We start from the raw sequence: 22,809 nt of genomic DNA, 5'->3' as shown, positions 1-22,809 counted from the left end.
AGGCACTGGGCGTAATCTCACATGCATGACCAGCAATGAAACAGCCGGATCGACGAAGTGCGACAACCCGAACTGTACGTGCGAAAACTGCACCTGCGGGAGCAACTGCACCTGCGGTTCCGACACCGCCGAATGACTTAGGAACCGGCTGCTGTCCGGGCCGGATCGGTACGACCGGGTGCAACTCAGCGCCGGGTGCGAGAAAGCTCGTGAAGCATCGCGTTGTAGGCGTCGAGTTCGTCGTCGTACCCGCGGTCGCTGTGGCGGTCCTCACGGGCTCCGGCTCGGCGGTCCTGGCGTGCCCACTGGGCGACCAGGGCGACCACCACGATGATCACGGGTACCTCGCTCGATCCCCACGCGATAGCGCCGCCCAGGTGTTGGTCATCCGAGATGCTCTGCAGCCAGGGCAGATTGACGGATCGGTAGAAACTCTCCCCCAGGGATGAGGTCATCGTCATGGTGGCGATGCCGAAGAAGGCATGGAACGGCATCACGGCGAACAGCAGCCCGAGCCGACCCAAGAAGGGGAGTCGCCGCGGCCCGGGGTCGATGCCGATGATTCCCCAGTAATACAGGTAGCCGGTCAGCAGGAAGTGCACCGTCATGAACTCGTGGCCCCAGTGATACCGGATCAAGGTGTCGAACAGGGGCGTGAAGTAGACGAGGTAAAGCGACCCGACGAACAAGACGAACGCCGTCACCGGGTGCGACAGGAATCGCGTCACAGGTGCATGCACGAACCACACCAGCCACTCGCGAGGCCCAGGTGCCGCACCTTTCGACGCGCTGGGCAGCACACGTAGGGCGAGCGTGACGGGCGCACCGAGGACCAGAAGCACCGGGATGAACATGTTCAGCGCCATGTGTTCACCCATGTGCACGCTGAACATCGCCGATCCGTAGGCACGTACTCCGGAACTGGTGGTGATCAGCAAAGCCGCGCAACCCAGGGTCCAGGCGATCGTGCGTCCCACCGGCCAGTGGTCGCCGCGTCGCCGCAGACGCGCCGCGGCGATGAGATAGCCCAGTGCGAGCACGATGGCTGCCGTACCGATCAGCGGATCGAACCGCCATACGGTGATCAAGCTGACCGGACTCGGGGGTGCATCGAGTTGGTAGCCCAAAAAGACGTCCCACGTTGAGAACTCGTGCACCGTGAACCGGGGCGGCACACTGTTCGCGGCGAGCGCCACCGCGGCGGTGACGACGATCATCGCGGCCGCGGACACGGTGTTCGCCAGTCGCGACGGGGTGCGGCGCGTCAGCAGAAGTGCGCCGTCGCCCACCCACACCAGCATCAGCAGCACCCCGGCAAAGAGCACGGCCAGCCCGTAGGTCGACCCCAGGATCGGCAACCCGCCCAACATCAGTGTGGCCAGGAGGGCGCCGTAGACGATGGTGACCGCCCCGCACGCCAGCTGCAGCGCCTGGACCCGGCGTCGAAGCACGACGTCGCGTAATCCGGCGGCGGCGATCTTGGTTCCGGCCCACACCGCGATCGCCACGGCGAAGACGATCACCGCGCTCGTGGCGATGTCATGGTCCGGACCCTGCCCGGCATTGCCGGTGACAGGTACTGCGATCACCCCGATCAGGGCCGGCAGCAGCGCAACACAGTGTCCGATCCAGCGAAGGGTGAAACGTATGCCGACGGCCAACACCAGCGCGCAGATCGCCGCCGCACACCACCCACGCGCGACCTCTGACGCCGCGATGGCGCTACCCAGGCCGGGACCGGCGACAAGCCGGTCGACGGGGAATCCCGCGTCGGCGGACGCAGAGACGACCACCATCGCGGTGGCGCAGCCGGCCCAGACGATCGCGGCGCGTTCGACCAGCAGATGCGCTGGAAAGGATCCCGCGTCGATTCGCCCGTCGTCACGCGGTGTTGCGGTCGTCACAATCCAGACAAGCGCTCCTGCGCAGGCGGCACCGGCCAAGGTGGCGGCCCAGTGTCCGAGCAGTCGGGCGGCGCTGGTGAACGTTCCCGGGTCAGCGATCCCCGCGGCGGCCAGCCGTTGTGCGCCCAGCTGCAACGAACACATGACCAGCACCACGGCGCAACCCACGACGGTGCCGAACAGCGTCGAGCGTCCCCACCGCACGCTGGCCCCATCGGGCATCTGCACACGCGACATAGTCGAACCGGCCTTCCGCCGCGGAAACCAACGAAACGTCGCGGCCATGTGAGTCTACGACAACGTGTCGTAGTACTGATGGTGTGGGAACTTTGGTGCCGCCGCCTGCGACCAACGGAGGATGGCCGACGCTCGAAGACAGGACTTGGAATGATCGCCGATCTTGCGCTCCGGTGGGTTGTGACGATGTTGTTTGCCCTGAGTGCTGCCGAGTGCACCTACGCCTTGGTGCGCTCTCGTGGCCGTCTGACCGATGCGGTGAGCCAGGTGTTCCACCTGACTATGGCCGTCGCGATGTTGGTGATGGCCTGGCCGCGCGGTGCAGAGCTGCCGACAATGGCCCCGATGTTCTTCTTCTTGGCCGCCGCCGTCTGGTTCGTGGCAGGCATCCTGCGCGCCGGCACGACCCAAAGCCGCCTGGACGACGGCTATCACGCCGCGATGATGCTGGCGATGGCCTGGATGTATGCCGCCATGAACGGCAATGTGCTTGCGCGCCCTACCGAAACGATGGCCGAGGGTGGCCACGACATGCATGCGATGCACACGACCGGACACCATGCCGGCGGCACGGCGATGGCCATGGAACCGATGTCGGTGCAGCCGCTCTGGATCCCGGCGATCAACTGGCTGTTGACGATCGGTTTCGTGATCGCCGCCGCTGTCTGGCTGTACCGCTACTTTGCGGCGCGTCAGCAGTCCGAAACGTCGCCGTTCTCGCATTTCGGCACGTTGTGCCGGGCGATGATGGCTGCCGGCATGGCGATCATGTTCGGCGTCATGTTGTAGCAGTTCAGGCGGCGGGGTCGTCGGCTGCGCGGAGATGACGACGGGTGGGCGCGGCCGGGCCCGATTCGTCATCCTCGCCGTGTGCCCGGGGAGACGGGTCCTGCGGGCGACTTGCGCGCGAGGCCAAGACCGAAAGGACCGCAGCCACAGCCACCGGCAGATGGCTCAGGATCCGGACCGGTGTCACCTGACCGGCAACCGCATCCGACACCACGTAATAGGCCAGGAATCCGCAGTAGATCACCAGCACGCAGGCCAGACCCGGGGCGATGCGATGGCGGAAAGCCATTGCCACGGTCGCGATTCCGAGCGCGGCCGACCACGCCGTGGACTCGTTCAGCAGATGAGCCCCGCTGGCCGATCCATGATGTGCGGCAACCATTCCGAAATTCATTCCGACGGCCTGGGCGACCGCCAAAACCACCTGGGCAACCCCGATGACGACGATTGCGACGGTCAGCAGGTGCCGGCTCATCCACTGTCCGAGGCCACCCAGCGCGCCTTTCCTGCGGTCGGGGCGTCCATTCACCGTGCCCATCAACCCGGCGTTGGCCAGATCGCGCAGCTGCAGGGCCAGGGTTCCCGCCTTGTCGTACCAGGCGGCGCAGTCCCGGCAATCACGCAGATGTTCGTCGACGCGCGCAGAGGGGACCGGCTCACGCTCCCCGTCGAGGCGCGCCGAAAGCGCCTCTCGTGCCACCACGCAGTCCACCGGGCCATTGTCCCGCATTGACCTCGGCGATTGCACACCTGCTCGGCTCTGCGACCGCAACCATCGGAAATGCCGCTCAAACTGTCGGCGAGTAGGGAAGGTTGCTGCTGGTCTCCGGGTCGACGTGGACCGGCCTGCCGACATATGGGAAAGCGCGTTGCGGGCAGGTCGGCCGGTCGCAGATCCGGCAACCCGCGCCTATGGGCACCGTGGCTTCAGGATCGCCCAGATCGATGCCGACCGAATAAACCAGCTTGTCGGCGTGGCTGACATCGCAGCCGAGCCCGATGGCGAAACTCTTGGGCGTCCCCAGGTACCGGCTGGGGGTCGAGGTGGATGTCTTCGCGATCCAGAAGTAGCTGCGGCCGTCGGGCATCTGCGCCACCTGGGTCAGGAACTCGCCAGGGCGGGAGAACGAATGGTGCACCACCCACAGCGGGCAGTTCCCGCCTACCCGGGAGAAGTGAAACGCCGTGGCGGACTGACGTTTCGAGATGTTCCCCGCACTGTCGGTGCGGACGAAGATGAAGGGTACTCCGCGCGCATCCGGGCGCTGCAGGGTAGACAGCCGATGGCAGATGGTCTCGAATCCGACCTCGAAGCGACGGGCCAGCTGATCGATGTCGTACCGCAGGTCCTCGGCGGCGGACAGGAACATCCGGTAGGGGAGCAGGAGGGCGCCGGCGAAGTAGTTCGCGAGCCCGATGCGCGCCACATCCCTTGCCTCTGAGCTCAATTGGTCGTCGGTGGCGACAATGGTGCTGATCAGTTCGGAGTGCATCAACAAGGCGATCTGGGTGGCGAGCTGAAATGCGCGCTGGCCCGGTAACAACCAGCGCGCGACGTACAGCGTGCCGGCCTCGGGCAGGTACCGGCGTTTCATGCTGGGGCCCAGCACATCTCCGTCGTCCACGATCACCGAAATGCCGTACTCCGAGGACAGCAGCTCGGCCAGTTGCCGGTCGAGCCCGCCGATCTGCAGACGGTGGCGGGCGAAGAGGTCCTCGGCGGCGCGGTCGAGCGCGTCGACGTAATTGCGGCGGTCGTAGAAGAAGTCGCGGACCTCCTCGAACGGCATGGGTTGCTGCGCACCCGCCTGCGCATCCAGGTTGGCCCGACCGTGCACGGCCTCAAGCTCCGCGGTGGCATCGTGCAGACGGCGATGCATGCTCACGAGGGTCTGGCCGATCTCCGGCATGCGGGCGACAAGCTCTTCGATCTGAGCGGTGGTGGCGCCGTCGGCCAGGACTTCGCGCAGGTCCGATACCAGCCGCGCGTCGGCATCGGGGGCGAAGTACTGGGTCGGCAGGTCGAAGCGATCGGACAGGGCCAACAACACCGGGACAGTGATCGGCCGCTGGTCGTTCTCGAGTTGGTTGACGTAGCTCGTCGACAGTCCCAGCGCACGCGCCAGCGCGACCTGCGTGAGGCCTCTCTCGTCCCGTAGCCGCCTCAGGCGGGCACCCGCGAATGTTCTCGCCACCGCTGCCGAGGTTACGCCCATCGACTTTCGCAACATTCGCAAATTTGCTCACCAAAGGACACAAAAATACGCATTTACAGGTGGTTTCCCTGGTGATCGCATCTGCGTACCGTGCGGAACATGCTTGAACATGACGTCAGAACCCGGCGCAGCGCCGAGGACTTCCCGCGCAGCGAACACTTGGCTTGGAAGATCGCCACGATCGCCGCCGACCCGGTAGCCGTACCGCCCGAGACCGAGGCGATGGTGATCAACCGGATCATCGACAACGCCGCGGTGTCGGCTGCGTCGGTGATCCGCCGGCCGGTGACGGTGGCCCGTGCCCAGGCGCTCGCGCACAAGACACCGCGGGGTGCCACCGTGTTCGGCGTCGACGGCACGGTTTCGCCCGAATGGGCGGCCTGGGCCAACGGCGTCGCGGTCCGCGAACTGGACTTCCATGACACGTTCCTGGCCGCTGAATACTCCCACCCGGGTGACAACATCCCCGCGCTCGTCGCCGTGGCGCAGCAGCTCGGCGTGAACGGCGCTGACCTCATCCGCGGCATCGCCACCGCCTACGAGGTGCAGGTCGACCTGGTCAAGGGAATCTGCCTGCACCGACACAAGATCGATCATGTCGCCCACCTCGGGCCGTCGGTCGCCGCCGGGCTGGGCACCATGCTGCGTCTGGATCCCGAAACCATCTATGCCGCAATCGGTCAGGCGTTGCACCTGACCACCGCCACCCGCCAGTCGCGTAAGGGGCTGATCTCCAGCTGGAAGGCCTACGCGCCGGCGTGGGCGGGAAAGGTGGCCATCGAGGCCGTCGACCGGGCGATGCGCGGCGAGGGCTCTCCCGCCCCGATCTGGGAGGGCGAGGACGGTGTGATCGCCTGGCTGCTCGGCGGTCCCGAGCACACCTACCAGGTGCCGCTGCCCGGACCGGGCGAACCCAAACGAGCCATCCTGGACACCTACACAAAGCAACATTCGGCGGAGTACCAGAGCCAGGCGCCGATCGACCTGGCCCGGCGGATGCGCGAGCGCATCGGCGACCTCGACCAGATCGCCACGATCGTGCTGCACACCAGCAACCACACCCACGTCGTGATCGGTACCGGGTCCAACGATCCGCAGAAATTCGATCCCGATGCGTCCCGCGAAACGCTGGACCACTCGGTGATGTACATCTTCGCGGTCGCGTTGCAGGACGGCACCTGGCATCACGAGCGGTCCTATGCGCCGGAGCGGGCACACCGGCCCGACACCATCGAGTTGTGGCGCAAGATCTCCACAGTCGAGGATCCGGAATGGACCCGGCGCTACCACTCGAACGACCCGGCGGAGAAGGCGTTCGGCGCCAAGGCCGTCGTCACCCTCAAGAGCGGTGAGACGATCGTCGACGAACTCGCGGTGGCCGATGCTCACCCGCTGGGGGCGCGCCCGTTCGGGCGTGAGCAGTATGTCGCCAAGTTCGCCGAGCTGGCTGACGGTGTCGTCGAAGCCGAAGAGCAGCAACGGTTCCTGAGTGCGGTCGAGAACGTTTCGGCAACCAAGTCCGGTGGGCTCGGGGCACTCAATGTCCGGGTCGATCCGCGGGTGTTGGACAAGGCGCCGACGGTCCCCTCGGGGATCTTCAAGTGAGCGGGTTACTCGGCTCCGAGATCCCGGCATCAGAGAAGCGGCGAAAGTTCCGCCGCGGGTTGGAGTCCGGCCGGCTCCTGCGCTTTCCGGGAGCATTCTCCCCGCTTGTGGCCAAGCTCGTTGCCGAGATCGGCTTCGACGGCGTCTACGTCTCAGGCGCGGTCCTGTCCGCGGACCTGGGTCTGCCGGACATCGGGTTGACCACGTTGACCGAGGTCGCGGGTCGCGGTGCCCAGATCGCCTCGGCCACAGATCTTCCGACGTTCATTGATGCCGATACAGGATTCGGTGAACCGATGAGTGCCGCCCGTACTGTGACGGTGCTCGAAGATGCCGGCCTGGCCGGACTTCACCTGGAGGACCAGGTGAATCCCAAGCGGTGCGGACATCTCGACGGCAAGGCGGTGGTCGAGACGGCCGAGATGGTCAAGCGGCTGCGGGCCGCCGTCTCGGCGCGCCGGGATCCCGATTTCGTCATCTGTGCCCGTACCGATGCCGCGGGGATCGAGGGGATCTCCGCGGCCATCGACCGGGCCAAGGCCTACGTCGACGCCGGCGCGGATCTCATCTTCACCGAGGCACTACACACCCCTGCGGATTTCGAACAGTTCCGGGAGGCGGTGGACGTCCCGTTGCTGGCCAACATGACCGAATTCGGAAAGTCCGAACTGCTGACGACCCGACAGTTGTCTGAGATCGGCTACAACGTGGTGATCTACCCGGTCACCACCCTGCGCTTGGCCATGCATGCCGTTGAGGTCGGTCTGCACGAAATATCCTCGGCAGGTACGCAATCCGGCCTTCTCGATCAGATGCAACACCGAAGCCGGCTCTACGAACTCCTGCGTTACAACGACTACAACCAGTTCGACTCGGACATCTTCAATTTCTCGCTGCAAGGGGCGACGCCATGACCGTTACCGAGAACGACACAGCCAAACCGAGTATCCACAAAGGCCTGGCCGGGGTGGTGGTCGACACCACCGCCATCTCCAAGGTGGTGCCCGAGACCAACACGCTGACCTATCGCGGTTACCCCGTGCAGGACCTGGCCGCACACTGCAGCTTCGAGCAGGTCGCCTACCTCCTGTGGCACGGTGAGCTGCCGACCGATCAGGAGCTGGCCCTGTTCACCCAGCGCGAGCGGGCCTCGCGTCGGATCGACCGGTCGATGCAGTCGCTGCTGGCCAAGCTGCCGGACAACTGCCATCCGATGGATGTGGTGCGTACCGCGATCAGCTACCTGGGCGCCGAGGACCCTGAGGAAGACGACAGCAGCCCCTCAGCCAACTTCGCCAAGTCGCTGCGAATGTTCGCGGTTCTGCCGACCATCGTCGCTGCCGATATGCGTCGGCGGCGCGGGCTGGAACCGATCGCGCCCCACAGCCACATGGGCTATTCGGAGAACTTCCTCAGCATGTGCTTCGGCGAAGTACCGGACCCGGTGATCGTCAGAGCTTTCGAGCAGTCGATGGTGCTCTACGCCGAGCACAGTTTCAACGCGTCGACGTTCGCGGCGCGGGTGGTCACCTCGACCCAGTCCGATATCTACAGCGCCGTCACCGCCGCCATCGGGGCCCTCAAGGGCTCCTTGCACGGCGGCGCCAACGAAGTCGTCATGCACGACATGCTCGAGATAGGTTCGGCCGGCCGCGCCCCGGAATGGTTGCACGGCAAGCTGTCGCGCAAGGACAAGGTGATGGGCTTCGGTCACCGGGTCTACAAAAACGGTGACTCCCGCGTGCCCACCATGAAGGCCGCGCTGGCCAGTGTGTCCGAGGTTCGTGACGGACAGCGCTGGCTGGACATCTACAACGTGCTGGAGAGCGCGATGTTCGCGGCCACAAAGATCAAGCCGAACCTGGACTTTCCGACCGGCCCGGCCTATTACCTGATGGGATTCGACATCCCTTGCTTCACACCGATCTTCGTGATGAGCCGGATCACCGGCTGGACCGCACACATCATGGAGCAGGCCGCGTCGAACTCTCTGATCCGGCCGCTCAGTGACTACAGCGGACATCCGCAACGGGCCTTGGCGTAGCACGCGGAAGCGTTGAAAGGAAACAGTGGTCGACAAGGTTCTGGTCGCCAACCGGGGAGAGATCGCCATCCGTGCATTCCGCGCGGCGTATGAGCTCGGGCTCTCGACGGTTGCCGTCTATCCGCACGAGGACCGTAACTCTCAGCATCGGCTGAAGGCCGATGAGTCGTATCAGATAGGTGCCAACGGCCATCCGGTCCGTGCCTATCTGTCGGTGGACGAGATCATCCGGGTGGCCCGGCACGCAGGCGCCGATGCGGTCTATCCGGGCTACGGGTTCCTTTCGGAGAATCCGGAACTGGCCAGGGCATGCGCGAAGGCGGGGATCACCTTTGTGGGGCCGTCGGCTGATGTGCTGGAGCTGACCGGGAACAAGGCCAGAGCCATTGCCGAGGCGCGCAAGGCGGGCCTGCCTGTGCTGGCATCGTCGGCTCCGTCGAGTTCGGTCTCAGAACTGCTGGCCGCAGCGGAATCGATGAGCTTCCCGGTGTTCGTGAAAGCTGTTGCCGGCGGCGGAGGCCGCGGGATGCGTCGCGTCAAAGACTCGGCCGACCTGCGGGAAGCGATCGAGGCCGCCAGTCGAGAAGCACAGTCCGCGTTCGGCGATCCCACGGTGTTCCTTGAGCAGGCGGTGATCAACCCGCGCCACATCGAGGTGCAGATTCTGGCGGACACCCAGGGCAACGTCATTCATCTTTTCGAACGCGACTGCAGCTTGCAGCGGCGCCATCAGAAGGTGATCGAGCTGGCGCCGGCACCGAATCTCGATCCGATTCTGCGGGAACGTATTTGCGCGGATGCGGTGGCCTTTGCCCGCCAGATCGGCTATACCTGCGCGGGCACGGTGGAGTTCCTGCTCGACGAACGCGGCGATCACGTGTTCATCGAAATGAACCCCAGGATCCAGGTGGAGCACACGGTGACCGAAGAGGTCACCGATGTCGACCTGGTATCGAGCCAGTTGCGGATCGCCGCCGGGGAATCCCTGTCCGATCTCGGACTCGCCCAGGACGCCCTACGTATCCGGGGTGCTGCCCTGCAGTGCAGGATCACGACCGAGGACCCGGCCAACGGGTTTCGCCCCGACACCGGTCGCATCACCGGGTATCGGTCACCGGGTGGTGCCGGCGTCCGCCTCGATGGCGGCACCAATCTCGGCGCCGAAGTGGGCGCGCATTTCGATTCGATGCTGGTGAAGCTGACCTGCCGCGGCCGCGATTCCCCGACGGCTGTGGCCCGGGCGCGACGCGCCGTGGCGGAGTTCCGGATTCGCGGAGTGGCCACCAACATTCCTTTCCTGGCAGCGGTTCTGGACGATCCCGACTTCGTCGCCGGCCGGGTGACGACGTCGTACATCGAACAACGACCGCAGCTGCTCACCGCGCGCGGTAGTGCCGATCGTGGCACCCGCATCCTGAACTACCTGGCCGATGTGACGGTCAATCAGCCGCACGGCCCGCGGCCGTCTGCGGTCTATCCACGCGACAAGCTGCCCGCCTGTGATCTGAGCGTGCCTGCACCCCCTGGGTCCAAGCAGCGCCTGACGGAGTTGGGGCCGGAAGGCTTCGCCGCCTGGCTACGTGACACCGACGCCGTCGGCGTCACCGACACCACCTTTCGCGATGCACATCAATCGCTGTTGGCTACCCGGGTGCGCACGAGCGGACTGCTACGTGTCGCCCCCTACATCGCGCGGATGATGCCGCAGTTGCTGTCCGTCGAATGCTGGGGCGGCGCGACCTACGACGTCTCACTACGATTCCTCAAGCAGGATCCGTGGGAGCGGTTGGCGGCGTTGCGCGAAGCACTGCCCAACATCTGTCTGCAGATGTTGTTGCGGGGCCGGAACACGGTGGGCTACACGCCCTATCCGGAGGTGGTGACGCGTGCGTTCGTGGAGGAAGCCACGGCGACTGGTGTTGATATCTTCCGGATCTTCGACGCGCTCAACAATGTGGATTCGATGCGTCCGGCCATCGACGCGGTCCGGCGTACCGGCACGACTGTCGCGGAAGTCGCGATGTCGTACACCGGTGACCTCTCCGACCCGGGCGAGAACCTTTACACCCTGGACTATTACCTGCGCTTGGCCGAGCAGATCGTCGACGCCGGAGCCCACGTGCTGGCGATCAAGGACATGGCCGGGCTGCTGCGGGCGCCGGCCGCCGCGACGTTGGTGTCTGCCCTGAAGTCACGGTTCGACCTTCCGGTCCACGTGCACACCCACGACACTCCCGGCGGCCAACTGGCCACCTATGTCGCGGCGTGGAATGCCGGAGCCGATGCCGTCGACGGTGCCGCAGCGCCGTTGGCCGGCACCACAAGTCAGCCGTCGCTGTCATCAATTGTGGCCGCTGCCGCACACAGCCGATTCGACACCGGTGTGTCGCTGGATGCGGTCTGCGACCTTGAGCCGTACTGGGAGGCATTGCGCCGCGTCTACGCGCCCTTTGATGTTGCGGCGTCGGGTCCTTCGTTCCCGACGGGGCGCGTCTACACCCATCAGATCCCCGGCGGCCAGCTGAGCAATCTGCGCCAGCAGGCCATCGCATTGGGTCTGGGTGACCGGTTCGAAGACATCGAGGCGAATTACGCTGCCGCTGACCGGATGTTGGGTCGGTTGGTGAAGGTCACGCCGTCGAGCAAAGTGGTGGGCGATCTCGCACTGGCCTTCGTCGGAGCGGGTGTGGGTGCCGAGGAATTCGCCGCGGACCCGGCTCGCTACGACATTCCGGACAGCGCGATCGGCTTTCTGCGTGGTGAACTCGGAGACCCTCCGGGCGGATGGCCGGAGCCTCTGCGCACCAAGGCGCTCGATGGTCGGGGCCCGGCCAAACCTGTACAAGATTTGTCCGCTGAGGATGGAACCTTGTTGGCCGCACCGGGGCCCAAGCGGCAGGCGGCGCTCAACCGGTTGTTGTTCCCCGGGCCCACCGCGGAGTTCCAAGCTCATCGCGACGAGTACGGTGACACCTCACGATTGAGCGCCAATCAGTTCTTCTACGGTCTGCGCCACGGCGAAGAACACCGGGTCAAACTGGATCCCGGGGTCGAATTGTTGATCGGGCTCGAGGCGATCTCCGAAGCCGACGAGCGCGGCATGCGCACCGTGATGTGCATCCTCAACGGGCAACTGAGGCCGATCGTGGTGCGCGACCGCAGTATCGCCGGCGAGGTCCCGGTTGCCGAGAAGGCCGACCGGACCAATGTCGCCCATGTCGGTGCTCCCTTCGCTGGTGTGGTTTCAGTCAACGTTGTTGAGGGCCAGGTCGTCGAAGCCGGCCAGTCGATCGCGACGATCGAGGCGATGAAGATGGAGGCGGCCATCACCGCGCCCGCATCTGGCACCGTCACCAGGATCGCGGTCGCGCGGACTGCTCAGGTGGAGGGCAATGACCTCCTCGTCGTCGTCAGTTAGTGCGCTGACCAATTCGGCCCTGTGCGGCCGGAGAATCTGCAGCCGCAATTGGAGGTATTCGTGTCCCTGAACACCGTCGCGCTTGAGTTGGTCCCGCCCAATGTCGATCGCGGAGCAGGTTACGCGGTGGAGGAAGCGCAGAAGGTGGCGCGGCTGGCCACGGAATGCGGTGTAGCAGGACGGCTCGGCCACGTCATGATCCCGGCGATGATCGCCGAGGATGGTGACCGCCCGATAGAGATGAAGCCCAAGATGGACGTCCTCGACTACTGGCGGGCTATCCGAACCGAGCTTCCGGGCGTGCGTGGCTTGTGCACGCAGGTCACGTCGTTCTCCGAAGAAGCGGTGCTGCGCGATCGGCTGACCGATTTGAGCGCGGCGGGTTTCGACGGCGTGATCTTCGTCGGTGTGCCGCGCACGATGAGCGACGGCGAAGGTGACGGCGTCGCACCGGCTGACGCGTTGTCCAAATTCGACGGTCTCGTCGAGAACCGCGGGGTGATCCTGATCCCGACCCGCGATGCCGAGCACAGTCGCTTCACCTTCAAATGCGACAAGGGCGCCACGTTCGCCATGACGCAGCTGCTGTACTCGGATGCGGTGGTCGGGTTTCTGCAGCAGTTCGCCCTGGAGAGCGACCACAGGCCAGAGGTTCTGCTGTCGTTCGGTTTCGTGCCGAAGATGGAGAACAGGGTCGGCCTCATCGATTGGCTGATCCAGGACCCCGGCAATGACGTTGTTGCACAGGAGCAGGCATTCGTCAGATCCCTGGCCGCTGGTGAGCCCGCCGTGAAACGGCGGCAATTGGTTGATCTCTACAAGAGGGTGATCGACGGGGTGGCCGACCTGGGGTTTCCGCTGAGCCTGCATTTCGAAGCGCCCTATGGCGCCTCCCGGCCGGCGTTCGAGGCATTCGTCGAGATGCTGGCGTACTGGTCACCGAAACAGGCGTCCTGATCGGACCGCGATGAACGCACGGTCCAAACCCGGCCAGATGAAAGTGATGGGGGTCCTGAACGCCACTCCCGACTCCTTCTGGGTCGACAGCAGATTCGATGTCACCGCATTGGCGATCGCCGCGGGGCGAAGGATGTTCGAAGCCGGGGCGTGGGCGGTGGACGTGGGTGGGGAATCCACTCGCCCGGGGGCCACACCAGTGTCGATCAACGAAGAGCGCAACCGCGTGCTTCCGGTCGTCGCTGCACTTGCCCAGCTGGGCACGGTGTCCGTGGACACGCGCAATCGAGAGCTGGCCGAAGAGGCGGTACTGGCCGGTGCCGGCATCATCAATGACGTCTCGGGCAAGCTCTACGATGTTGCGGGTCGGCTCGGTGTCGGGTACGTGAGCATGCACGCCCACACAGTTCCCGTCCTCGCGAGCGGATTCCCGGAGTACGAGGATGTGGTCGGCGAGGTGACATGTTCCGTCACCGGCGTCGCGCAGACGGCCGCCGCCGGCGGCGCCGCTCCGGTGTGGATCGATCCAGGCATCGGATTCGGCAAATCGCCTCGGCACAACCTCGAGTTGCTGCGCCGGCTTCCGGAGCTCTGCAGTCACGGGTTTCCGGTGCTGCTCGGGGCGAGCCGAAAATCATTCGTCGGCAACGTCACTGGACGCGCAGTGGCCGGACGCCTGGCGGGATCGCTGGCCGTTGTCGCGCCCGCGTGGTCGGCGGGTGTCGATGTCATCCGAGTTCATGATGTCGTCGAGACGTTGGACACCATCGCAATGTTGCAGGCGATCTGGGGCTGACCGCACAGCCTGGAATTGGCTGAGATGCTGTGCTGGTGGAGAAAGTCGACCACAACCTGCCGATGTTCTCCGCCGTGGCGTTCGCCGGCAGCGCCCACCAGCAGCATGGCGGCTCTCGGTGCCAAGGTCGAGGGCCGGCGCCTGGCCGGCCAGTGCGTCACCGTTGCTGATTATCTGGAAAAGCCTGTTGTTCAGCATGTTTAAAGTTCGCTTCGAAAAATTGACGGTGACTGCAAGCCCGATCGAGGGCCGGCGCACGCGCTCAAAGGGACGCCCCACCGCCGGAGAAGTTTTGGTTAGTCTCACCTCGCTGGTCTAAGGAGGCTGCGGGTCTGGGCGTGGCGCGCACACGTATGTGGCGCCCCCGATCAGCGCCGGAGGCAGGGGGATGGGCATTTGACGTGTGATGAAGTGCTGCAGCACAGCGCAACTGGTGATGTGCATTCTCGAATGCGGCGCGGCTCCACGGCCGAATCTCCGATGCGGCCCGCTGGATATCCGCCGGATGGGCCCGTGCTTCCTCGAGAACTCAAGAACGTTTCCGACGCTGTACGGCGCACCCCGGCTCCTCCAGTTCCGCAATTGTTGCGGCCGAGCGCGATTCGGGTCGCCACCGATGATGACGCGACCCTGATCGCCGAGTGGATGAATCGGCCGCACCTGGCCGAGACCTGGGAATATGACTGGCCGATCGAGCGCTGGCGGAATCATCTGAAAGCGCAGGTCGAGGGCGATTATTCACTACCGCTCATCCTGAACATCGGCGGGGTGGACCGTGGCTACCTCGAAATCTACCGTGCCGCCAAAGATTCCATCGCCGATCGCTACGACAGTGAGCCGCACGATCTGGGGCTGCACGGCGCGATTGCCGACGAGGAATTGGTCAACCGGGGGCTCGGCCCGATGCTGCTGCCCAAAATCGTCGCAAGCGTCCTGGCCGCCGATCCCGACTGTGAGCGGATCATGTTCGACCCGGATCACCGCAACGCAACGGTTCGGGGGTTGTGTGAGTTCGCCGGGTGCCGGTTCCTCGGCGAGCACGAGATGTCCAACCGCAGGATGGCGCTCTACCAACTCGACCGGGACACCGCCCGGAAATGGATGGCTTGACACCAGACTGTTCAATCCGGCTGCCCGACAGTCGGTTCCAAATCAATTGATCCGTAACGGAAACGAAAGGTGAGGCTTGGTCTCATCGGCCAGCCGGATACTCACATATGACCGATACCAATTCATCGACATCGCCCGTTGTGACCGACGGGCTGGTCTCCGTCCTGCGTGACGATCTCGAACTCCCATGTAAATCACTCAGTGCCAGTACACGTCTCGTCGATGACCTCGGGATGGACTCGGTGTCGTTCGCGGTGGGCCTGGTGACCATCGAGGAGAAGTTCGGTGTGCAGCTCAGCGAGGAAGACCTCATCACCTGCCGGACCGTCGGCGATCTGCAGTCGGTGATCGACCGCGGGAGCGCAGCGTGAACCCGCTCGCAGGAGCCTTGCGGGAGGCAATGGTCGGCTCACCGCACGACCTGGTGGTCCTGGATCGCGAGACCGATACCTGGCAGCGGCGTCCGTGGCCCGAGGTGCACGGAATCGCCGAGAGCATTGCGGCCTACCTGCTGGGCCGGGACCAACCCGGTGCGGTGGGACTGGTGGGCGAACCGACGGTGGAATTGATTGCCGCCATTCAGGGTTCATGGCTGGCGGGTGCCGGGGTGTCTATCCTTCCGCGTCCCCAGCGCGGCGCCGAACCGTCGGAGTGGGCGCACGCGACGCTGTCCCGATTCAGTAACATCGGCGTGACCACCGTATTCAGCTACGGCGCCACCCTGCAGTTGCTCCGGGATGCGGGCTCCCCGCTGGCGGTGTGCGACATCGCCGATGCGGTACGCACATCCACGTCCAGGAACCTGCAGTACCCTGACCATGCTGACGTGGCCATCCTGCAGGGAACGGCCGGATCCACCGGTACTCCGCGCACCGCGGTGCTGGCACCGGAGGCCGTGCTGAACAACATTCTGGCGGTCACCCGGCGATTGTCCCTGGGCCACAACGATGTCGGGTGTTCGTGGTTGCCGATCTACCACGACATGGGCCTGGCGATGGTGTTGACATCGACGATGTCGGGCGGGTCATTGTGGCTGGCGCCGACGGGCGCGTTCTCGGCCGCGCCACTGCGGTGGGCCGATTGGCTCTCCGAATCCGGCGCCACCCTCACCGCCGGGCCGAATTTCGGCTACTCGGTGCTCGGACGATTCGCCAATCGCGTATCCGACGTCGATCTGGGCGCGCTGCGGATCGCGATCAACGGGGGAGAGCCCGTCGACTGTGCCGGTGTCGATCGGTTCGCCGTCGGAATGAGCAGGTTCGGTTTCGATGCTGCAGCGATGGCGCCCGCCTACGGGATGGCCGAGTCGACGTGCGCGGTGACGATCCCCGCACCCGGGGAAGGCCTGCGCATCGACATCCCGGACGCTGCGGACACCGCCCGCCGCTACGCGCTGCTGGGTCGTCCGGTGCCGGGCATGGAGATTCGCATCGTCCCTTCTGCGCATGACGAATCCGGTACGGCCGGCGAAGTCGAGATCCGCGGCTCGTCGATGATGACGTCGTACCTGGGGGACGCACCCGCCGACGCGGGCAGCAACGGCACGTGGTTCCCGACGGGCGACATCGGCTACTTGGTCGACGACGCGCTGGTGATCTGCGGGCGCTCGAAAGAGATGATCACGATCGCCGGACGCAACATTTTCCCCACCGAGATCGAGCAGGTTGTCGGCGAGGTGGACGGCGTCCGAGAGGGGGCCGTCGTCGCGGTCGGTACGGCATCCGGCGCCGCGCAATCGCGACTGCTGGTGGCAGCGGAGTTCATCGGGACCGAGCAGGACACCACTCGCAGCGCCGTGATCCGGCGGGTCGTGTCGGTGTGCGGTGTCACGCCTGCCGACGTCGTGCTCATGTCGCCGGGATCGCTGCCACGCACGTCGTCAGGGAAACTCCGGCGCCTCGAGGTCCGTCGCCAACTGGAGTCGGCGCGGTAGCCGTCAGGTCGGCGCGATGAGTTTTACCCTCGTCCCGAGTCCAAACAGCATCCATTGCTGACCGATCGGGAGAGAACACGTGGCCCAGCTGCTCAAAGTCCAGAACTTCAATGTCTCCGGCGACGGATTCGGCGCCGGCGAGAACCAGAGCTTCGAGCGCCCGTTCGGCCACGCCGACCCCGGGACGATGTTCGCCTGGGCCGGTGCGACGGCAAGCTGGCCCAACCGGACGGAGCCCGGCGGGAGTCGCGGCCTCGATGACTACCTCACCCGAGATTTCCACAACAACATCGGTGCCGAGATCATGGGCCGTAACAAGTTCAGTCCCTACCGTGGCGCCTGGGAAAACCACGAATGGCAAGGCTGGTGGGGTGACGAGCCGCCGTTCCACACCCCGGTTTTCGTCCTGACCCACCATGAGCGCCCGTCGTTCACACTGTCCGACACCACGTTCCACTTCATCAACGCCGATCCGGCGAGCGCGCTGGAGCAGGCCCGGGCCGCGGCGCAGGGCAAGGATGTGCGGTTGGGCGGGGGAGCGAGCACCATCCGGGAGTTCCTGGACGCCGACCTGGTCGACACCCTGCATGTGGCGGTGTCGCCGGTCGAGTTGGGCAGCGGGACTCGGCTCTGGGGATCACCAGATGAGTTGAACGACCGTTTTCACCACGACGTCGTACCCAGCCCCGGCGGCGCGGTCACCCATCATCTGTTCTGGCGTCGCTGAGCCTGCTTGAGCACGGTGAATGCGTACCTCAATCGCGGGTACGCACCCCGCGCTCGAAGGTGCGGATGACGGCGGGGGCGGCCGCGTGCTGTGGCATGAGGCCGTTCTTGGAGTCCTGGCAGGCCCACATGACCAGACCGTAGAGCGCGTGTTCGAGCCATTGTGTGCTCGATTCCGGATCGAACACACCTTCGGCCTGGCCGCGTTCGATCAGATTGGTGAGATAGCTGTTGTCGGGCACCGCCTCGGGTGGCAGGCCGCGAATAACGGTGGGGTCGTCGAAGAGAAACAGGAGCCGGTTACCGACCGAGATCATGGCGTTGATGACGCGCCGCATCGCCTCGATCGCGCAGCCGTCCTCAGGCGCGGCAGCGGCCACGGCGTTGGTCAGGACCTGCACCGAGTCGATAATTGTGGCGTTGATCAGGCATTCCCGGTCGGGAAAGTAACGGTGCACCGTGGTGCGGCCGACCCCGGCCGCCTTCGCGATATCGGGCAACGTCGCGGTCCGGTCGTCAGCTAGGACTGCGGCGGCGGCCTCGATGATCGCACCACGGGTGCGCGACTGGGTGGCCGAGAGCTCGCCTGTGCTCATGAGTCGATGGTATCGACGCGGGTCACGACATTCTCGCCACCGGTATCGGTGTTGTCCGATCAGAGAGGAAACGCGCTGGACGCTGGCGCACGGGCAGCGGCCACCAGAACCAGCGGCCGAGGATCGCGGCAATCGTCGGTGTCATCAGCGAGCGAACGACGAGGGTGTCGAACAACAGGCCCAGGCCGATGGTCGTGCCGCCCTGCCCGATCGCAATCAGATCGCTCGTGGCCATCGACGCCATCGTGAATGCGAACACCAGGCCGGCCGCGGTGACCACGCCGCCGGTGGCGCCCATGGCCCGGATTATGCCGGTATTGATGCCCGCGCCGATCTCTTCCTTCATCCGCGAGACCACCAGCAGGTTGTAGTCCGATCCGACCGCCAGCAGGATGATGACCGAGAACGCCAATGTCATCCAGTGCAGATCGATCCCGAGCAGGTACTGCCACACCAGGACCGACAAGCCGAACGATGCGGCCAGGGACAGGATCACGGTGCCGACGATGACGAACGACGCGATCAGGGCGCGGGTGATCAACAGCATCACGATGAAGATCAACGTGATCGCGCCGCAGGCTGAGATCAGCAGGTCCCACTGGGCGCCCACCTGGATGTCCTTGTAGGTGGCCGCGGTGCCGCCGAGATAGATCTTGGCGTCGGCCAGCGGCGTCGTCTTGATCGCCTCCCGGGCCGTCTTCAAGATCGGGTCGACATGCGAAATACCCTCGGAGGTAGCCGGATCCACGTCGTGGGTGATGATGAACTGCGCGGCCTGACCGTCCGGCGACACCATCAGCGCCAACCCGCGCTTGAAGTCCGGGTTGTCGAACGCCTCGGGTGGCAGATAGAACGAGTCGTCGTTGCGGGCGTCGTCGAACGCCTGCCCCATCACCGACGCCGTGTCGGTCATCTTGGCGATCTGGTCGACGAGCCCGTTGAACGTGCTGAACATCGTTTTCATCGTGCCCTGCATGGACTTCGAGATGGCGATCATCGGTGGCAGCTGCGCCACCAACTGCGGCATCAGCTGATCCATCTCGTTCATGTTCTTCACCGAATCCGAGAGAGTTTCGGTCATGGTGTCGATGCCGTCGAGCCCGTCGAACAACGAGCGCATGGATTGGCACATCGGGATGTCGTAGCAGTGCGGTTCCCAGTACAGATAGTTCCGCATCGGCCGCATGAAATCGTCGAAATCAGCCATGTGATCCCGCATTTCGTTGGTACTCGCCTGCATGTCGTTCATGCTGGCGGTCAGTTCGTGGGTGATGCCGGTCATCCGGTTCATCAGGCCCAGCATGTTCTCCATGATCGTGATCATCCGGCCGAGATCGTCGGTGAGCGTATTCATGTCGCCCATGCGTTCCCGCAGGAACTGCAGGTTCTCGGTCATCGACACCGATTGCATGCTCACCTGGAACGGCACGGAGCTGTGCGCGATGGGGCGGCCCAGTGGACGGGTGATGCTCTGCACGCGCGCGACACCGGGTACGCGGATCAGCTCGCGGGCGATCTTGTCCAGCACGATCATGTCGGCAGGGTTGCGGAGGTCGCGGCCCGCATCGACCAGCAGGAGGTCGGGGTTCATCCGCGCGGCAGTGAAATGTCGCTCGGCAGCGGCGTATCCGACGTTGGACGGCAGATCCTTGGGGATGTAGAGCCGCTCGTTGTACGAGGTCTTGTAGCCGGGCAGAGCCAGCAGTCCGACGAGTGCCACCGCGATGGCCGCCGCCAGGATCGGAACGGGCCAGCGCACCACCGAGGTGCCGAGTCTGCGCCAACCGCGAGAGCGGATCTCGCGCTTGGCGTCGAGCAAGCCGAACCGACTGCCCACAGCCAACATTGCCGGCGCAAGTGTGAGCGAGGCCAGCACCACCACGGACATGCCGATGGCGCTCGGGATACCCATGGAGCTGAAGTAGTTCAACCGGGTGAAGTGAAGGCACAGCATGGCGCCGGCGACCGTGAGGCCGGAGCCGAGGATGACATGCCCGACACCGTGGAATGCGGTGTAATAGGCGTCCTCTCGTTCCTGACCTTTCTGTCGCGCTTCCTGATATCGGCCGACGAGGAAGATCGCGTAATCGGTTCCCGCCGCGATGGCCAACGAGGTCAGCAGGCTCACCGAGAACGTCGACAGGCCGAGCAGGCCGGCGTGGCCGATGGCCGCCACGACTCCGCGAGCCGCCGACATCTCCAGCAGCACCACGATGAGCATCAACAACATCGTGGCGATCGACCGGTAGACGACGATCAGCATCACCGCGATCACCGCGATCGTGACGAAGGTGATCTTGATCATGCTCTTGTCGCCGGCTTCGTTCATGTCCGTGGTGAGCGGACCTTGGCCGGTGACATAGGCTTTCACGCCTGCGGGCGGATTCGATTCCTCGATGATCTTGCGGACCGCGCCTACCGATTCGTTGGCCAGCGTCTCGCCCTGGTTGCCTGCGAGGTTGACCTGAACGTAGGCGGCCTTGCCGTCGGTGCTCTGGGATCCCGCCGCGGTGATCAGGTCGCCCCAGTAATTCTGAACGTGCTGAACGTGTTTGGTATCGGCCTGCAGCGTGCGGACCAGTTCGTCGTAGTAGCGATGAGCCTCGGTACCCAGCGGCTGGTCGCCCTCGAGCACGACCATGGCGATCGTGTCGGAGTCGAATTGATCGAAGCGCTCGCCGATCTTCTTCATCGCCACCAGTGCCGGTGCGTCCTGGGGTGACAGTGAGACGGCGTGCTCGTGCCCGACGACCTCGAGTTGGGGGACGAGCGCGTTCAGGACGACGACGAGCACGACCCACGCCAGGATGATCGGGATCGCGGCGACGCGGATGACGCGGGCGATGCCCTTGTGTTCAGGGGTAGCGGCGACCGTGCTGATGCGCGATCCGCCTTCGGCTCCTCGGTGGTTACCCATCAGGCGGCCTTGTCCAAGCAGAAGGCCTGGGCGTCGTGCTGGTTCACGGTCTGCTCGTCTCGGACTTCGCCGTTGACGACGATCCGGCAGCTGATCACTTCGCTATCTCCTTGGGCAACCACATTGGCGAACACCGTCGGCAGGGTGGTGACAACCTCGTGCCGCCACGGCAGCGAGCTGAACTTCTCGGTGTGGGGTTGGGCGTCGGCATCCAGAAAGCTGACGTGCCCGCTGGTGCCACTCGGCCCGTCGATCTCGTAGACGACGCGCTTCGGGTTGAACTCCACGATGTCGTCGCCGGCGGACTGTCCCGGGTCGGTGTTGATGTGAGTGCCGAAGATCCCGTGCATCCGGTTCATTGCCAACCCGCTGACGGCAAGGGCAGCCACCAGCACCATGGGAATCCAGAAGCGTTTGGCGAGCCGAAATAGCGTAGCCACGGCAAAATCCACCTCTCCGGTTCGGCGCATGCCGACGGAAGTCCCATCCGACCGCGTTTTGATCGGCTGAACGTAACAGGCCTTTAGTGGATGCTCAACGTTCCATTAAGGGATATTGAGATACCTCACAGTTGTTTGCGAACTGGAATTTTTTAGTGACCTACGCGGTGAGCAGACGCAGCGGGGATCCCGTGCAGTAGGCCGCGATGTCCTCGACGATGTCGCGGTAGAAGATCGTCATCACGCCCTCGGTGACGTAGCCGAGGTGCGGGGTCAGCAAGGTGTTGGGCAGGGTGGCCAACCGATGCCCCGGGGGAAGAGGCTCCTGTCGATAGACATCCAGCGCTGCGCCACGAATCTGCTTGCCGCGCAGGGCTTGCACGAGCGCATCCTCGTCGATGAGGCCACCGCGCGAGGTGTTCACCAGGATCGCCGAAGGTTTCATCGCGGCCAGCTCGGCGGCGCCGATCAGGCCATGTGTGCTCTCGGCGAGCACCATGTGCAGCGATACGACATCGGCGGCGGCGAACAATGCCTCCCGATCAACGCGGACGACGCCGGCCTTGGCCGCACGCTCGTCGGTGAGGTTGGGACTCCACGCGATGACGTCCATGCCGAACGCCTTGCCGATCGTGGCGACCCGGCTGCCGATCCGGCCTACGCCGACCAGTCCCAGCGTCGCTCCATGCAGATCGCTGCCGATGGTGCTCTGCCACAGCCCGTTGCGGATGCGCTGATCCTCGAGGACCAGGTGTCGCTGCAGCCCCAGGATCAGTGCCCAGGTGTGTTCGACCGTCGGGGTGATCGCTCCGCCGGTGCCCGACACGGTGATACCGAGGCGGTGCGCGGCGGCTACGTCGATGGCGGCGTTGAACGGTCCCGTTGTCACCAGAAGCTTCAGATTAGGCAGTTGGCTGAGCAGCGCAGCGTCGATCGGGGTGCGTTCCCGCATCGCGACGACGACCTCGCAGCCGGCCAGCGACTCGACCAGGGCCGGACCCGGCGCGATGTGTTCCCGCAGTGACGTGATCTGGGCGGGGCGGGGAATCGGTGACCAGTCGACGGTGTCGGCGATTCCCTGGTAGTCGTCGAGGACGGCGACGCGCAGCGGTGCGGTCATC

At 65.0% G+C, this 22,809-nt stretch carries 17 protein-coding genes and 1 pseudogene; 11 read left to right on the top strand and 7 right to left on the bottom strand.

What is annotated here, in order from left to right; translation table 11 throughout:
- Positions 1 to 185: 185 nt before the first annotated feature.
- Positions 186 to 2,189: a cytochrome c oxidase assembly protein gene (locus EYZ64_RS21465; RefSeq protein ID WP_286175079.1), complete on the bottom strand. Its 2,004-nt coding sequence runs from the start codon at positions 2,187 to 2,189 to the stop codon at positions 186 to 188.
- 102 nt (positions 2,190 to 2,291) lie between these two features.
- Between EYZ64_RS21465 and EYZ64_RS21460 the strand changes: the two genes are divergently transcribed.
- A complete protein-coding gene (locus tag EYZ64_RS21460) occupies positions 2,292 to 2,930 on the top strand; it encodes a DUF5134 domain-containing protein (protein WP_135456513.1) in 639 nt (212 codons plus the stop codon).
- A gap of 4 nt (positions 2,931 to 2,934) precedes the next feature.
- Here EYZ64_RS21460 and EYZ64_RS21455 read toward each other — a convergent pair whose 3' ends face one another.
- Both EYZ64_RS21455 and EYZ64_RS21450 read right to left on the bottom strand, forming a co-directional pair.
- On the bottom strand, positions 2,935 to 3,642 hold the full coding sequence (locus tag EYZ64_RS21455) for a DUF2275 domain-containing protein (protein WP_135456511.1): 708 nt from the start codon (positions 3,640 to 3,642) through the stop codon (positions 2,935 to 2,937).
- A gap of 76 nt (positions 3,643 to 3,718) precedes the next feature.
- Positions 3,719 to 5,161 (bottom strand): helix-turn-helix transcriptional regulator, encoded by a 1,443-nt coding sequence (locus EYZ64_RS21450; RefSeq protein WP_135456509.1) that lies wholly within the window; start codon positions 5,159 to 5,161, stop codon positions 3,719 to 3,721.
- Positions 5,162 to 5,245: 84 nt separating this feature from the next.
- Between EYZ64_RS21450 and prpD the strand changes: the two genes are divergently transcribed.
- The 10 genes and pseudogenes from prpD to EYZ64_RS21400 all read left to right on the top strand — a co-directional run bounded on the left by prpD (position 5,246) and on the right by EYZ64_RS21400 (position 17,736).
- Positions 5,246 to 6,751: a 2-methylcitrate dehydratase PrpD gene (gene prpD, locus EYZ64_RS21445; protein ID WP_167857912.1), complete on the top strand. Its 1,506-nt coding sequence runs from the start codon at positions 5,246 to 5,248 to the stop codon at positions 6,749 to 6,751.
- Positions 6,748 to 7,665 carry a methylisocitrate lyase gene (prpB, locus tag EYZ64_RS21440; RefSeq protein WP_135456505.1) on the top strand — a complete coding sequence of 306 codons (918 nt, stop codon included), beginning with the start codon at positions 6,748 to 6,750 and terminating at the stop codon, positions 7,663 to 7,665. The genes prpD and prpB overlap by 4 nt, the downstream gene beginning before the upstream one ends.
- Positions 7,662 to 8,795, top strand: coding sequence for a bifunctional 2-methylcitrate synthase/citrate synthase (locus EYZ64_RS21435; RefSeq protein WP_135456503.1), 1,134 nt, complete (start codon positions 7,662 to 7,664; stop codon positions 8,793 to 8,795). The genes prpB and EYZ64_RS21435 overlap by 4 nt, the downstream gene beginning before the upstream one ends.
- A gap of 25 nt (positions 8,796 to 8,820) precedes the next feature.
- Entirely contained in the window at positions 8,821 to 12,213 is a 3,393-nt protein-coding gene (locus EYZ64_RS21430; RefSeq protein WP_135456501.1) for a pyruvate carboxylase, read from the top strand.
- A 66-nt stretch (positions 12,214 to 12,279) separates the two neighbouring features.
- Entirely contained in the window at positions 12,280 to 13,170 is an 891-nt protein-coding gene (locus EYZ64_RS21425; protein WP_502703025.1) for a mycobacterial-type methylenetetrahydrofolate reductase, read from the top strand.
- A 46-nt stretch (positions 13,171 to 13,216) separates the two neighbouring features.
- The gene (folP, locus tag EYZ64_RS21420) at positions 13,217 to 13,966 is read left to right on the top strand and encodes a dihydropteroate synthase (protein ID WP_286175078.1); all 750 of its coding nucleotides are present in this window, start codon (positions 13,217 to 13,219) and stop codon (positions 13,964 to 13,966) included.
- Positions 13,967 to 14,446: 480 nt separating this feature from the next.
- The gene (locus EYZ64_RS21415) at positions 14,447 to 15,076 is read left to right on the top strand and encodes a GNAT family N-acetyltransferase (RefSeq protein WP_135456495.1); all 630 of its coding nucleotides are present in this window, start codon (positions 14,447 to 14,449) and stop codon (positions 15,074 to 15,076) included.
- 101 nt (positions 15,077 to 15,177) lie between these two features.
- A pseudogene (locus tag EYZ64_RS21410) lies at positions 15,178 to 15,447 on the top strand (acyl carrier protein); the annotation flags it as partial.
- Entirely contained in the window at positions 15,444 to 17,009 is a 1,566-nt protein-coding gene (mbtM, locus tag EYZ64_RS21405; protein ID WP_135456491.1) for a long-chain-fatty acid--ACP ligase MbtM, read from the top strand. The pseudogene EYZ64_RS21410 and the gene mbtM, both read left to right, overlap by 4 nt.
- A 79-nt stretch (positions 17,010 to 17,088) precedes the next feature.
- Positions 17,089 to 17,736 (top strand): dihydrofolate reductase family protein, encoded by a 648-nt coding sequence (locus EYZ64_RS21400; protein ID WP_135456489.1) that lies wholly within the window; start codon positions 17,089 to 17,091, stop codon positions 17,734 to 17,736.
- A gap of 28 nt (positions 17,737 to 17,764) precedes the next feature.
- On the opposite strand, the gene EYZ64_RS21395 is transcribed toward EYZ64_RS21400, so the two are convergent.
- The 4 genes from EYZ64_RS21395 to EYZ64_RS21380 all read right to left on the bottom strand — a co-directional run bounded on the left by EYZ64_RS21395 (position 17,765) and on the right by EYZ64_RS21380 (position 22,808).
- Positions 17,765 to 18,331 (bottom strand): TetR/AcrR family transcriptional regulator, encoded by a 567-nt coding sequence (locus tag EYZ64_RS21395; protein ID WP_135456487.1) that lies wholly within the window; start codon positions 18,329 to 18,331, stop codon positions 17,765 to 17,767.
- A gap of 22 nt (positions 18,332 to 18,353) precedes the next feature.
- Positions 18,354 to 21,248: an MMPL/RND family transporter gene (locus tag EYZ64_RS21390; protein ID WP_167857911.1), complete on the bottom strand. Its 2,895-nt coding sequence runs from the start codon at positions 21,246 to 21,248 to the stop codon at positions 18,354 to 18,356.
- Positions 21,248 to 21,688: an MmpS family transport accessory protein gene (locus EYZ64_RS21385; protein ID WP_286175077.1), complete on the bottom strand. Its 441-nt coding sequence runs from the start codon at positions 21,686 to 21,688 to the stop codon at positions 21,248 to 21,250. Before EYZ64_RS21385 ends, EYZ64_RS21390 begins: the two co-directional genes overlap by 1 nt.
- Positions 21,689 to 21,848: 160 nt before the next feature.
- Positions 21,849 to 22,808, bottom strand: a complete 960-nt coding sequence (locus EYZ64_RS21380; protein ID WP_210115547.1) for a D-2-hydroxyacid dehydrogenase family protein — start codon at positions 22,806 to 22,808, stop codon at positions 21,849 to 21,851.
- Position 22,809: the final 1 nt, after the last annotated feature.

It is taken from the genome of Mycobacterium sp. DL99 (genome assembly GCF_004762045.1).
In the GTDB taxonomy this organism is placed as follows: Bacteria; Actinomycetota; Actinomycetes; order Mycobacteriales; family Mycobacteriaceae; genus Mycobacterium.
This window is presented reverse-complemented; position numbering and strand designations above follow the sequence as displayed.